The 14,429-nt window shown below is 38.3% G+C and carries 10 protein-coding genes and 1 tRNA gene; 1 reads left to right on the top strand and 10 read right to left on the bottom strand.

Annotation, left to right across the window (positions count from 1 at the left end):
• Positions 1–33: 33 nt before the first annotated feature.
• The 7 genes from mutY to DK880_RS04410 form a co-directional block, all read right to left on the bottom strand.
• Positions 34–1,131 (bottom strand): A/G-specific adenine glycosylase, encoded by a 1,098-nt coding sequence (gene mutY / locus DK880_RS04440; RefSeq protein ID WP_109997579.1) that lies wholly within the window; start codon positions 1,129–1,131, stop codon positions 34–36.
• 250 nt (positions 1,132–1,381) lie between these two features.
• Positions 1,382–2,155, bottom strand: coding sequence for a biotin--[acetyl-CoA-carboxylase] ligase (locus DK880_RS04435; protein ID WP_162534211.1), 774 nt, complete (start codon positions 2,153–2,155; stop codon positions 1,382–1,384).
• Positions 2,145–3,140, bottom strand: a complete 996-nt coding sequence (gene dusB / locus DK880_RS04430; protein WP_109997577.1) for a tRNA dihydrouridine synthase DusB — start codon at positions 3,138–3,140, stop codon at positions 2,145–2,147. The genes DK880_RS04435 and dusB overlap by 11 nt, the downstream gene beginning before the upstream one ends.
• Positions 3,141–3,340: 200 nt before the next feature.
• Positions 3,341–5,131, bottom strand: coding sequence for a signal peptide peptidase SppA (gene sppA, locus DK880_RS04425; RefSeq protein WP_162534210.1), 1,791 nt, complete (start codon positions 5,129–5,131; stop codon positions 3,341–3,343).
• Between the two features lie 35 nt (positions 5,132–5,166).
• A tRNA-Ile gene (locus DK880_RS04420) sits at positions 5,167–5,240 on the bottom strand.
• A gap of 352 nt (positions 5,241–5,592) precedes the next feature.
• Positions 5,593–7,803, bottom strand: a complete 2,211-nt coding sequence (priA, locus tag DK880_RS04415) for a replication restart helicase PriA (protein WP_109997575.1) — start codon at positions 7,801–7,803, stop codon at positions 5,593–5,595.
• A 54-nt stretch (positions 7,804–7,857) separates the two neighbouring features.
• Positions 7,858–8,658 carry a 3'-5' exonuclease gene (locus DK880_RS04410; protein ID WP_109997574.1) on the bottom strand — a complete coding sequence of 267 codons (801 nt, stop codon included), beginning with the start codon at positions 8,656–8,658 and terminating at the stop codon, positions 7,858–7,860.
• Between the two features lie 288 nt (positions 8,659–8,946).
• Here DK880_RS04410 and DK880_RS05285 point away from each other — a divergent pair, with 288 nt between their 5' ends.
• Positions 8,947–9,120: a hypothetical protein gene (locus DK880_RS05285; RefSeq protein ID WP_162534209.1), complete on the top strand. Its 174-nt coding sequence runs from the start codon at positions 8,947–8,949 to the stop codon at positions 9,118–9,120.
• 236 nt (positions 9,121–9,356) lie between these two features.
• Here the strand turns inward: DK880_RS05285 and DK880_RS04405 are convergent, their stop codons facing one another.
• The 3 genes from DK880_RS04405 to DK880_RS04395 all read right to left on the bottom strand — a co-directional run bounded on the left by DK880_RS04405 (position 9,357) and on the right by DK880_RS04395 (position 14,351).
• Positions 9,357–10,292, bottom strand: coding sequence for an Rpn family recombination-promoting nuclease/putative transposase (locus tag DK880_RS04405; protein WP_109997573.1), 936 nt, complete (start codon positions 10,290–10,292; stop codon positions 9,357–9,359).
• A gap of 323 nt (positions 10,293–10,615) precedes the next feature.
• Entirely contained in the window at positions 10,616–11,074 is a 459-nt protein-coding gene (locus DK880_RS04400; protein ID WP_162534208.1) for a leucine-rich repeat domain-containing protein, read from the bottom strand.
• A 676-nt stretch (positions 11,075–11,750) separates the two neighbouring features.
• Positions 11,751–14,351: an ATP-dependent Clp protease ATP-binding subunit gene (locus DK880_RS04395; RefSeq protein WP_109997571.1), complete on the bottom strand. Its 2,601-nt coding sequence runs from the start codon at positions 14,349–14,351 to the stop codon at positions 11,751–11,753.
• Positions 14,352–14,429: the final 78 nt, after the last annotated feature.

Below are 14,429 nucleotides of genomic sequence, written 5' to 3'. Positions count from 1 at the left end.
AAGGTATCCCTATTGTAAGATTTCTTCCAAGTTCTATTTCTTTTCCAGCAAGCGTTTCTGTAAAAATTTCTGAATAACTATAGGTTTAGGCAAAGCTTCCACAGCAGCAGTAGCAAAAGGTTCCAAAGCCATTTCAGTCAAACAAGCAGTAGCCATTTGTAAAAAAGGCAACGAAACCTCTACTTTATGGAATTTTATAAGCAACGTTTGATGGGTTAGCAGATGAGTTACCTCCTCTGTAAACGTTACAATAGGCAAACGATGCTCTTGCAATAAATTAAGCAGCGCATCCTGCATTTGATCTAAGGTAAGCCGTTGACTATTTTCCACCAAATGGAAATCATACATATTTTGCCAAATACCACGGTGCGTACGCTTTTTCATAAATACAGTATCCCCATGTGCGACCATAATGTAGTCAAAGTAGCGTTTTCTTTTATGTATTTTAGCAGTTTTAACAGGCAATATATGCTGTCTATTGCTATGGAAAGCGTTACAATAAGATTGAAAAACGCAAGTTGCACAAAGCGGCAACGAAGGCGTACACTGCAGCGCACCAAAATCCATAATAGCTTGACTGTAACGATCGGGATACAAAGGATCCACCAATGCCGTTGCTAGTTGCGTAATGTATTTTTTTCCTTGCAGCGTGCTTATGTCATGGGCTAATCCAAAGATACGTGCCAATACACGGTAAACATTCCCATCCACTGCCGCCACCACTTCCTTAAAAGCAATAGACGCAATCGCTGCGGCTGTATAAGGCCCAATGCCCTTAAGCGTTAACAGTGTACGGTAGTTATTAGGAAATTCTCCCTGATACTGTTGTACAACAGTTTTAGCGCACTGATGTAAATTACGTGCCCTACTATAGTAACCCAACCCCTGCCACGAACGTAAGACTTCTTGTTCTGTTGCATGAGCCAATACGCTTAAGGTAGGATATTGTGCTACCAAACGTTCATAATAAGGCAACCCCTGTACTACTCTAGTTTGTTGTAAGATAATTTCTGATAGCCATATTTTATAGGGATCTTTAGTAGCACGCCAAGGTAAACAGCGCTGATGTATGGCATACCATCCCAGTAATAGTTTACGAAAAAGTATCGGATCAATAGGCGTAGCTAACATGCAAAAATCTAGAATGCAATGTAAGGTAATTTTACTACTTCCCTTAGAGGTTAAGGTAGTTTTTATGCTAGGTCACTGGAGCATACTGCTCATACAAAATTTATTACAACCACTTAAGCTACCTGTCAGAGTACCCTCTGCTGATTTATAGGCACTACGCTAGAAAAGTCCAGCCATTCTTCCTAAACATATTCCTTTAACACAGGGCAAAGCCGCCAGGGAGGAATATACACATCTTCTTAAAATATCCCTAGCTGACCATAGCTATCTCTTTAGGATTGTATAGCTCCTGTTGTCCATGGTATGTTTCTATCACCAATTGTCCTATGCTATTTACGGTTACAATCTTACCATGCTTATATCCATTTACTGTTTGAAAGCCATGCCATTCATTCTTACAATATAATTTATCCAAATAGCATGTCCAAAGCGATTCTATTTTATTAGCTTGAAGCTGGCCATAATACATACCCAATGCATGGAGCATTTGATTGAGCAGTAAGGACCTATCTAAGGGGGCCGCATGATGCAATGCCAAAGAAGTAGCAAAAGGCGTTTTAAACGTTAACTGATTCACATTAAATCCAACGCTGATTACGGCTGATTTAACATGTGTTTTGCCTATTTGCGTAGCAATTAAGATACCTCCTAGCTTTTTATTTTTATAATAAATATCATTGGGCCATTTAATGGCCACATTTATTGGGTTAAGCCAGTAGGCTGCCGCTTCATAAACTGCTAAGGAAGTAATCATATTCAAAGCAAAGACAGCTGCGGCTGCCAATACCGTTGGATAAAGCAGCAAGGTAAATAATAAATTTTTTCCTACTTCCGATTCCCAATTATTCTGTCTTTGTCCTCTTCCATTGGTTTGATAATCTGCTATCCATACGGTTCCCTCTGCTAATCTCCCTTGTGCTAAATAAGGCTGGATCCTATCGATGGTAGAGGTACACTCCGCATAATAAAATGAAGCATTGGGGAAAGGAGCATATAGCATTATTGCGTACGTTCTAGTTGGCAACCATTTGTGTTATGGGCAAGGCAGCTATTTCTTCTAATACATCGCATAGGGCAGCATAGGAGGAAGCTTCTACCAATTGAGCGCGATAGGGTTTGATATATGGTATTCCCTTGAAGTAATTGCTATAATGCCGCCGCATTTCTAGCATAGCGGTTTGCATTCCCTTCCACTGGATGGCATGGGATAGATGTTGTTGAATGGTAGCCACACGTTCTACCAAGGTCGGTGGGGGGAGCAGCGTACCCGTTGCATAATAATGCTTAATTTCTCTAAAGATCCAAGGATACCCAATAGTAGCACGGCCAATCATTATACCATCTACCCCATATTTTTCTTTATAAGCAATAGCTTTAAGTGGGGTATCGATATCACCATTTCCAAAAATAGGGATATGGATGCCAGGGTGGGCTTTTACAGCGGCAATATAGCTCCAATCTGCTATGCCTTTATACATTTGTTGTCTTGTTCTACCATGGATACTAACCGCTTGTATACCTACATCTTGTAACCGTTGTACCACTTCTACAATTTTAATAGAGTGGTGGTCCCATCCCAGACGTGTTTTAACGGTAACAGGGATGGACACTTGTTTAACAATTTCTGCTGCCATAGCCTGCATTTTAGGCAAATCTAACAGAATACCAGCACCTGCTCCTCTACAGGCTACCTGCTTAACAGGGCAACCGTAATTGATATCGAGTAAAGTAGGTTGTGCTTGTTCTACGATAGCGGCTGCTTCCCGCATAACTTCTATTTTTTCACCAAAAATTTGTATGCCTATGGGGCGTTCTTGTTCATATATGGTTAACTTTTTTAAACTTTTGTTAGCGTTACGTGTAAGTCCCTCTGACGAGATAAACTCTGTATACATCAGATCTGCGCCATACGTCTTACAGATAGCCCGAAAAGGAGGATCACTGACCTCTTCCATAGGTGCTAATAAAAGGGGAAAATCACTTAATTTAAGATCGCCAATTTGTACCATATTTATTTGGAAACTTTGGTTATCATTTTATGTATACACCATGGTAACGTCACGCTTTGAAGTTTTAAGGAGGCATAGATATACATATACCAGGCTATTCCATGGCAATTTTCCTTAGGGAGTAGGGAATAAGCGGACAGTTGCATGTGCAGAACAAGCGGATAGATAAATCGGCATTGGATTTAAACTATTTTTATTTACTATGCAATAGCAACCGTATAGGGGAGTAGCGCTTGGATACCTTGTTGCGAGCGGGTCCTAGCCAACTGCTGCAAAAAGGGGTATTCCTTCTGCAAGGCAGTAAGCATGGGTTCTTTCCCACTGATACCCTTATCAATATAACTTATCAATCGTTCCCATCTCGATCGAGGAAATGGGAAATAAATAGTTTCATACTTTTCTGTTAGCTCGGCCAATTCGGCTGCTTTTACAACAGCCGCTTCAAGATCGCCTAATGCATCCACCAATCCATTGGCCACGGCCATCTTACCTGTATATACCCTCCCATCCGCCACTGCTTCCGCTTGAGTCAAGGTCATATTGCGTCCTTTACAGACTTTATACAGAAAATTAGCATATCCTTCTTGCAGACACCTATTGATCAACTTAGTTTCCTCAAGGGTGCATTTTATACGAGATACCCCCCAATCTGCAGAAGGCGCTGTCTTAACCACATCTTGCTCAATACCTATTTTTTGCATCAATGGCTCAGGGTTAAAGAGCAAAGCAAAGATACCAATAGAGCCGGTTAGCGTAGTAGGATGAGCAAAAATATAATGACAAGGTGCCGCCATATAATAACCACCTGAAGCAGCCACATCTGATAGCGAAGCTACTACTTTTTTAGTCTTTTTTAATTCCTCTATAGCCCGCCACATGCTCTCTGATACATAGGCTAACCCACCGGGAGAATTGATGCGTAAGACTACTGCCTTAACGGTAGGATCCTCTTGTGCGGCTTTAATATTACGGATAAAGGTATCCCCCCCTAAGTAGTTTGGATCACTGCTGCGGTCATCCACTATCTCCCCCTCTGCTACAATAACGGCTACCCTATTTTTACAAGCTGCTTGATCCTGCTTCGCAGCTACCCGTTTGTCCCATAAATAATTCCTATAATCAATAAAATTAATATCTTTTTTATTTGTTGTTTTAACGTATTGCTTTTGAAACAGTTCCCTAGCTCCTTCCTCACAGTCTATTTTAGTAACTAGCGCCGCCTGCTGTGCATCACAGGGCAAGATAGCAGAAAGATTATGGGCCAATTGCTTAAGCTTAGGAACTGGTATATTTCTAGCTAAGCTAATGTTCCCTAAGAAATGATTGTAGATATCAGAAAGATAAACTTCTATTTGTTGCCTATTTTCTGCACTCATTTGATTCAAGCAAAAAGGCTCCACATAACTTTTGCACTTGCCTACACGGAATATAACTGGCTCAATAGACAGCTGTTGCAATAGTTTCGTATAAAAATAAACGGTTGCAGCTAATCCCTTAAATAAAACTTGCCCCTCAGGATGTAATACAATATCATCTGCTACGGAAGCTATATAATAAGATTTATTGGTATAAGAGGGCGCTCCATACGCTACAATGGGTTTTCCTGCTTTTTTAAAGGACAACAAAGCCTCCCTTATTTCCTCTAAAGCAGCCCAACCTCCATTAAACAGGGGAGATACCTTTAAAAAGATAGCCTCGATGCGCTCATCGGTCGTGGCCGCTTGAATGGATCTCTTTAGTTTTCTTAAGTCTATATTTCTATTTTTTTCTTTCCCCACTTCAAACAACGAGCAGAGCGAGTCCTCCGGTGCATTTATTTCAATTACTTTGCCCTGCATGGAGAGGGTTAAAATGGAAGACTCCTTGATCGCATATTTCTTATCCGTACCTATTGCGAATGAAAACACATACACCATCAATAAACATAGGCCCATTAAAGCCATAAAGCAACCTATAGCAATGGTACAAACCTGCTTAAAAAAACGACTCATCTTTAGTAATTTATATAGCATTAATCAAATAAAAGTGGGCCTGCGTGGACTTGAACCACGGACCTCTACATTATCAGTGTAGCACTCTAACCAGCTGAGCTACAGGCCCCTACTTTTTATATATTATATAAATAAAGTTAATAGAAAAGCACAAGCTATCCTATTTTGCACACAGAACCATACCTAAAATGCGGTATCTAAATTTTTCTAATTTTAACATAAATTGCTTTGACCTAGAAAACCTCTTAAAAATAAGCTAAGGATTCCTAACAACCAAAAAATAGTACACTTTTTTACATAAAATTACGTTTTTACAACCAATTGTACATGCTTACCATTGCCCCCTTGCCATTTAGGAATAGGAAAAGCAAGAGAATAGCTTTTAGTGCCAGATGGGCTTGGCAGGGAGCAAAACAATAGGTATACTGAGCTTCTCCTCTAGCCAAGTGAGAGGGGAGCGCTTACATGGGATCCACATCCAATAGCAACTGAATTTTACTGAATAATTTTTGCTTGATAAGTTGTTGGCACGCTGTTTGTAGCATTGCTTTTCTTATTGGTAAATGGGGTAAATATTTATTTTCTATTTTCACAAAAAAATCCAACAGAAAAAAACTTTTAACCTTCCCGACCAAGGGTTGCTGTGGACCTATTACGGTAGGGCCAAGCTTTGCTTGTAACATTTTTTTAAGTTCCATTGCCCCCAACTGTAGGGTAGTTTCATTGGTACAACGTAAGGTTACTTTTATTAATTTAACATAGGGGGGGTATAGAAATTTCTCTCTTTCTGCTAATTCAGTTTGGTACATACCTTGGTAATTTCCATCAGCTAGGTAGCGGAACAAAGGGTGGTGTGGTTGGGCAGTTTGAATAAAAACCTTACCGCGGTGTTCGCGTCTGCCTGCTCTACCTGCCAATTGGGTAATCAGTTGAAAACATTTTTCATTAGCCCTGAAGTCAGGGAAATGTAATAAGCCATCTATATCCAGTACGCCTACTAGGCGTATATGAGCAAAATCTAACCCTTTGGCGATCAGTTGGGTTCCCACTAACATAGCTGTTGGATCAGAAGAAATCTTTTGTAAAAGAGCTTGACAGGCAGTTTTACTTTTGGTACTATCCAAATCCATACGAACAATTTTTTGTTCTGGGAAAAATAACTGCACTGTTTCTTCAATCTTCTCCGTTCCAAATCCCCTATTATGCAGCTGCCGAGAACCACAACAGGGCGCTATGGTAAAAGGAGCGGTAGTATAGCCACAATAATGACAAATTAACTGCTGTACTTCCTGATGATAGGTTAAACTAACGGAACAGGTAAGGCAACAGGGAACCCCTCCACAAGCAGCACATAAAAGATAGCAGGCATACCCTCTTCGATTGTGAAAAATGATGGTTTGCCCACCCTCCTGACTGTTTGCTTGCATCGCAGCTAATAGCGTCAAAGAGAAGTTTTCACGCATTGTCTTATATTGTTTTTCTTTTTTTAGATCAATAAAAAAAAACTTTGGAGCAGTGGATGTACTAAATCTTTGGCTCAATGTTACTAGTCCAAATTTAGCAGATTGGGCATTGTAATAGCTCTCAATAGAAGGGGTCCCAGAGCCAAGTAAAACATTGGCTTGATGCTGTTTGGCTAGGATAATGCTGCTATCACGTGCCTGATAGGTAGGCGCGCTATCTGTATGTTTATAAGCCATATCGTGCTCTTCGTCCACAATAATCAATCCTAACTGCTGAAAAGGCATAAAAAGAGCAGAGCGGGTTCCCACAACCAACAAAGTTGGTTCCTGTAGGGTACGTTCCCATGCTTGTAAACGTGCTGCCGTAGTTTGCTTGGAGTGGTAGACGACCAGCCATTTTTCAAAAAAAGGCTTGATACGCTCTATCATATGCGTTAACAAGCTTATTTCTGGTAATAGGAATAAAACCTGTTTTTGTTTTCGTAAGATTTCTGCTATCCAATGCATATACAATTCCGTTTTACCACTCCCTATGGCACCATAGAGCAATACTACCGTTTTAGTGGCAAATTGTGATTGAATAGCCGTAAATGTTTTTTTTTGCATGGTTGTCAATATAGTCAACGGTTGTAACGCAGCAGCAAAGAGGGGGGGTATTGATGCGGTTGACTTATCTGCTATGGTTCTTGCAACTGTGGCTTTAATCCATCCTTCTGCTAAGCAATGTATAATGGCTTTATGCGCTTCTTTCCCTACTAATTTGGTAAGTGCTGGATAACTGTGTGGATGCCGTTGTAGGGCCGTTAATATATTTTTTGCTCCAGCTGCTGTCGTTTTTATGTCAAGAGCAGGGGTAGCTGTAAAAATGATATTGTGTGGTAAGTATAGTGACTTAGGTAATCCAATAGATAACACTTTCCCAACAGTTGCCAAATAGTAATCCGCTAGCCATGTTAGGAAAGCTAATTGCGGTTTGCTGCACAATGGTTGCGCATAGACTACTGCTAATAATGATCTAGTCGTATAATCAGGTATAATATTATGTAATTTGGTTACTATAGCGAATAAAATTTTTCCTGAACGCAACGGTACCAATACGCCACTTCCTACTTTTAGGCTATTTTGGTAGGGAGGGGGAACACGATAGGTTAGTACTTTAAGCGGCAAAGGCAACATAACATCTGCAAAAGCACTTCGATGACCTACCATTTGTATAGTCCCTTATGAATGGGTAATATGGCTAGTAGTAAGCTAACCAACCGTTTAAACCAACGTCCCCATTTTAATTTGGGTAAGTCTACGCTTCGTATCCAGTGAAAAGTCGCCTTGTAGTATCCAATTATAATAAGACGGCTCTAATTTAAGCACTTCTGTTACTATTTTTCCTTTATGTTTGCCAAAATTAAAAACAGGTAAACGCTCTGTATTGTAAATGATTCTGCCTGCTAGATCTATCCTATTGCTATTGGTGAGGTTGTGCAATGTTTTTACATCGTTTTGTATGGTACCCATTATATTTCCCAACGGATCCGTTACATTCTGGTTTTCATATCTTTTAATCTGTTCTAGTAAAATCTCTATAGTTGCTTCTGAATCTACCAGCGCATTATGCGCTCCCTTTAATTCTTTTTGGCAATAGAATTGATAGGCTGCCTTTAAGGTTCTTTTTTCCATTAAATGAAAGAGCCTTTGTACATCTATCATTTTCCTATTGTCTATCTTAAAGTCTAATTCAGCACGCAGAAAGCTTTCTACCAGTATCGGCACATCAAAACGAATCAGATTAAAACCAGCTAAATCAGAACCTTTTAAAAAGACAAGTAGCTCCTTGGCAAGCTGCTTAAAGGTAGGTTGATCTTTGAGATCTTCTGCATATAGACCATGTATTAAACTTGATTCAAGAGGAATCGGTATTTCTGGGTTAACTCTTTTATGAAAAGTAGAGCGTTGTCCATTGGGCATAAGCTTAATAAACGCAATCTCTAAAATACGATCATTGATAAGATCTATACCTGTAGTTTCTAAATCTAAAACAACAAGCGGATTGGTTAATTGTAAATGCATGATTAAGTGCTTATTCTATGGTTTAAAATGATAGGAAATCGGACATACCATAGTGATTCTTTTTGCTTTATCTATTTGAAAGATCTCTACTGATCTCTCAGTAATGGATTTCATTTTGTAAATATAACGCAATCTCTCCGGTTCTATAGAAGCCTTTATGCCTTCTTATTGGATGTGCTTTTTTCTCAAAAAAACCTATTTATTATTTTTACTTAATACTCAATTCCTTCATTACTATTTCACCTATGGGATCTTCAGAATTTCCTTTCTTTTAGGGCGCATTAGAAAATGCTTTATGATTCGAATCATAAAGCATTGATTTTCTCCTTATGTGTATTGACAGAATCTGTAGGAGAAATCTTAGCAGGTGCACTCTTTGGCTACATTATAGCAGGCTATGGTTTTCAAATCGGATTTGCAGTAAGTAGGTTTCTTTTTTTACTTTCTGCATTTTTTATGTAACAAATTATAAATAAACACATAGTATACCCAAGCATACAGCAATGTTTTGTATTAATTTGTATCAAACAACCTACTCATATGTTTACCTAAAAATGAAAATGCATTTTTTAGCACGTAACACGCAAACCCATACATGGCTCCATGATAACAACTAAACAACATCTTCCCGTATTATAAAAATAGCTTAAGAAAGGATGTTTTCATAGATAAGCATTTATAAAATCCCTACCTAATAATTACATAATATTCTCAATATGAGAACGAGATAATCCAGTAAGAAGCATAATATCCTCTATATAGTACCCTTTTTGAAGCATAGACTTGGCAATTTCTAGCTTACCTTCTAATTTGCCCTCTAGCTTACCCTCTAGTTTGCCCTCTAGTTTGCCTTGTAGTTTACCTTCGTCCCTATATTTTTGTGCTATAGTTCTCATAATATCTTCTTTATCTTCTCTAGGTAGATGCTTTGAGATAATCTTTTCTAGAACGGGTTGTGTATCTTCAGATAATTTGCTGTCACTATACCATAAGAAATTCCTTATATAAATATAACCTTTTTCCTTATCAAGGAGAATACAAGACTTAAAATTGTCTAAAAATTTTTCCCATAAAGCAAGCATATCACGGGCATAAATGTGCTTCATGAAATATTCCAACATACCTAAATGTGCCTTCTGCTTGATCTCCTCATCTGGCATAGAAAATAAATCTACCAGTTGATAATCTCCTCCCATAAATTCTTTAGCAAGAATGGGGTGACTAAACAAATCCCATAAATTCCTTGGGGAATTAAAGGGGCTATTACCATGGTATAACACTATGGGAAGTACCAGTGGTAATTTTGATTTCTTCTTTGTTTTATGCCTTTCAAGTAACAGAAACATATATTTCCATAACTTAAACGATAGCCAATACTTAGGACTAACCTCCGCTTCGATCAATGTATAAATGAATACTTCCTTATTATCTTTCATCTTCATGGAGAAGATTAGATCACTGAGTTTTTGCTTTAAATCGTCCTCTACAAAAGATTCTTTTTCTATCTTAAGCGTGGTAAAATCCAATAATGATTTACAGGATTCTGGTAAATAATGGTTTAGAAATTCCTGAGCAGCTATTGGATCGGAAAGGATTCTTTTGGCCAGCCCATCATGTTTTAATCTTCCTGTCATAAAGATAACTTACTAATAAGTATTAAACAGGGAGAATAGGAATAGCAAAGCAGATGCGATTGCTAATTTTTTACTCTTCTACCGATATACGCATATAATACCAAAGCTAATGAAAAAAAAGAACGGATCTTTTCAAAAAATTGTGTGAATGGATAAGAGTTCTTTAAAATCTACCTTAAAGTTTAATCATGAAATGTACCATAGCACTGTTCCAATATTGAAAAAGTTTCTTCTGAAGAAGAAAATATACCTTCTTAAAAATTTGGGTAGGTCCTAAAGAAAATCGCCTAATTTATACAACAAAATGCTTGGAAAGCTTATTGTTAAGAGCCTAGCCCAATCTCTATGCCTTTTCTTCTTGATACTTTAGTTAATGCTTCTATACCTAACGCCCCAATTACATTGTCTTCCAGGTTAATGTATTTAATATTCTTATTTTTTTCTAATACTCTAGCTAATGCTATGGCACCTTTAATTCCAATCTTATTTTTACTTAGGTCAATATTTGTAATTGTCTTATTGACTTCCAATGCTTTAAGCAATTCCTCGACAACTTCACTTTTAAAATAATTGCTACTTAGATAAATGTCCGTAATTGTATCATTGATTTCCAATTCTTTAGAAAATTCCTTGATACCTTCATTTCCAAAACAATTGCCCTCTAGACCAAAGTCTGTAAATGTACTATTTTCTTTTAATGTATCAGCTAACGCTATGGTACCTTCATTTTTAATTCTATTGTATCCTAGGTAAATCTGTATAATTGTCTTACTTTTTTGCAATACCTCAGCCAATGCTAGGGGCACCTTATTCTTTAACTTTATTAGAAGCTAAGTTAATACTTTTAATTGTCCTATTTTTTTCTAATACTTTAGCTAAATCTATGACATCTTCATCTAAAATATGATCACAATTTAAAAATAATTTAAATTATCTTATTTACCTCTAACATCTCAAGAGCAATGGCTCTTTCTATTGGGTCAGCAATTTTGAGAAATTACGCATTTTCACAGTAAAATAAGTGGCACTATTAAAACGTTCCCTATAATCTTTAATTAACTGAAAACATCTTTCTTTCCCAACTTTATTATATTTCTTCGCTACTATAGATTCTCGTATCATCCGATTAGTACACCACAGCTTGTAACTACTAGTTTACTTTACACAATCAATTATTTCGTAGCACAATTCACGTGGTAAACCACGCCGTTTATCGGCCATAGCTTGCCTATTCATTTAACAAGCAGTTACTACACTCGTTAATAATAACCCTACTACTATTCTATTAAAATGGTTCTGTATGATGGTTTATATTTGAATTTATATTGATTGCAATAGATCTTCTATTACCTTTTTAGCATACCCTCACTTCCTTTATGCTTAAGTACTGCTATCCTGTATAAAGTTTCTTACCTTACAGGGTTTAGTTACCTATTTCTTATTATCCAATAAAATGTGCTACCCACTGCGGTTGCTAAACAAAATTTTCCCTTCTTTATAGGTAACCCCAATAGGCTGCGTTTTGGCAATATGACCAGCTAGTAATTCTGTAGACAAACTGTTAAGTATACATCTCTGGATCAGACGTTTTAATGGCCTTGCCCCAAATTGTATGCTGTATCCTTCCTCTGCTAAATAGGCTACTACTGCTTCATCCAATGCTATAGCAATACCATTCTTCTGTAAATCTGCTTGCAGTTTCTTTACTTGGATGGAAACAATATCTTTGATTACACTTTTAGAAAGTGGATTAAACATAATCAGCTCATCAACCCGATTAAGGAATTCTGGACGCAACTGCTGCTGCAACAGCTGCATAACCTCATCCTTGGTCTGCATCCATAATGCAGGGGAAGGAAGCTCTTCCATAGCCAAAAACCTACTTTGAATAAGCTGCGCACCCATATTGCTCGTCATAATGATAAGGGTGTTCTTAAAATTAGCCGTTCTCCCCTTGCTGTCCGTTAACCTGCCCTCATCTAATACCTGCAATAGGATATTAAACACATCCCCATGGGCCTTTTCTATTTCATCCAACAGCACTACAGCATATGGTTTCCTGCGTATAGCCTCGGTTAGTTGTCCCCCCTCTTCATACCCTACATAACCAGGTGGCGCCCCAATCAAACGGCTAACCGAATGTTTTTCTTGATATTCAGACATATCAATACGAACCATGGCTTGCTCATCGTTGAATAAAAAATAGGCCAATGCCTTAGCTAGTTCTGTTTTTCCTACCCCTGTAGTGCCCAGGAAAATAAAAGAACCAATAGGCCTGCTGGGATCTTGCAATCCAGCACGGCTCCTGCGTACTGCATGGGCAACGGCTTGAATGGCCTCCTCTTGACCTGCTACCCGACTTCTTAGGAAACTTTCTAATTGCAATAGCTTCTCTTTTTCATCCTGTAACATTTTGGCAACGGGTATGCCTGTCCATTGGGCTACAATTTTAGCAATATCTTCTGGGCCAACTTCTTCTTGAAATAAGGGGTTGGCATCACGCAAGGCCTCTGCCTCTACTTGTAATGCGCTTAGCTTATTTTCTGCTTCTACTAATCTGCCATAACGAATCTCTGCAACCTTGCCATAATCAAAATTTCTTTCTGCTTGTTCTGCTTCTAAACGCAGCTGTTCTAGCTGCTTTTTTTGGACGCTAATACCTTGTATAATGGCTTTGTCCTGTTCCCATTTTGCTTTTACTGTATCTCTTTTTTCGCTTAAATTAGCAATGGTTTTCGTCAGTTCTTCTAATTTTGTTGTGTCTTTTTCTTTGCGTAGGGCTTCTCGTTCAATTTCTAATTGTGTGATGTTCCGCTGTAGTTGATCTAAGTCAACTGGTATCGTGTCCAATATGATGCGTTGCTTGGAAGCAGCTTCATCCATTAAATCAATCGCCTTATCGGGTAAGAAACGTTCCGATAAATAACGACTAGAAAGTTTTACAGCCGCAACAACAGCACTGTCTTTAATGCGTACACCGTGATGTAATTCATATTTTTCTTTAATGCCACGTAAAATAGAAATAGCATCCGCTTCTTTTGGTTCTTCTACCAAAACTATTTGAAACCTTCTTTCTAAAGCTTTATCTTTTTCTATATACCTTTGGTATTCTTTTAGTGTAGTAGCACCGATGGAACGTAACTCTCCGCGTGCTAATGCAGGTTTCAATAAATTAGCTGCATCCATGGCGCCTTCTCCAGTTGCACCAGCCCCAATAAGGGTATGTATTTCATCAATAAAAAGAATATACTCGCCATTAGAATCAATCACTTCTTTGATTACAGCTTTAAGCCGCTCTTCAAATTCCCCTTTGTACTTAGCGCCAGCAATGAGGAGACCTAGGTCTAACGAAAAAATAATTTTAGATTTCATATTTTCGGGAACATCTCCGCTTACAATACGTTGGGCTAACCCTTCCACAATGGCTGTCTTACCTACCCCAGGTTCCCCAATTAGTAAGGGATTGTTTTTCGTTCTCCGGGAGATAATTTGTAAGGTTCTGCGGGATTCCTCCTCACGCCCAATAACGGGATCTATCTTACCATCTTTAACAAGCTCATTTAAATTTTTGGCATAACGTGCTAAGGATTGGTATTTAGATTCTGCACTAGGATCTTCAACTTTATGACCACCACGCAATGTTTGAATCGCTCGAAGTAATGCTTGCTCTTCTATACCATACTTTTTCATAAGTACTGCTGTTTTATCTGTTCCACTACAGAGACCCAACAGTAAATGTTCTATGGCAATGAAATTATCTCCTAATTCTTTTTGATAATCTGCCGCACTCCGTAAAGTAGCCTCTATAGTAGGTGATAAGTAGGGCTGCTGCCCAGATGCTTTAGGGTAACTTTGAATAATTTGATCCACTGCTGATGCTAATTGCGTTAACATAACCTGCAACTGGCTCATTAGAAAAGCAACATGTGTTTCAGGATTGCTGAGGATAGCCTTTAAGAGATGGCCCGTATCTATAGCCAACTGCTGGTGTTGCTGTGCCACTTCTATGGCACGTTGTATGGCTTCTTGTGCTTTGATGGTATACTTGCTAAAATCCATAATTTTTTATTTATCCTACTGGTAAAGGTAAGGCTTTTTGAAAAACTATATACGATACATATTACCCTATGAATGCTG

The sequence above is a fragment of the Candidatus Cardinium hertigii genome (genome assembly GCF_003176915.1).
Lineage (GTDB): Bacteria > Bacteroidota > Bacteroidia > Cytophagales > Amoebophilaceae > Cardinium > Cardinium hertigii_A.
The sequence above is the reverse complement of the archived record's forward strand: the minus strand, read 5'-3'. Positions and strand labels throughout refer to the sequence as shown.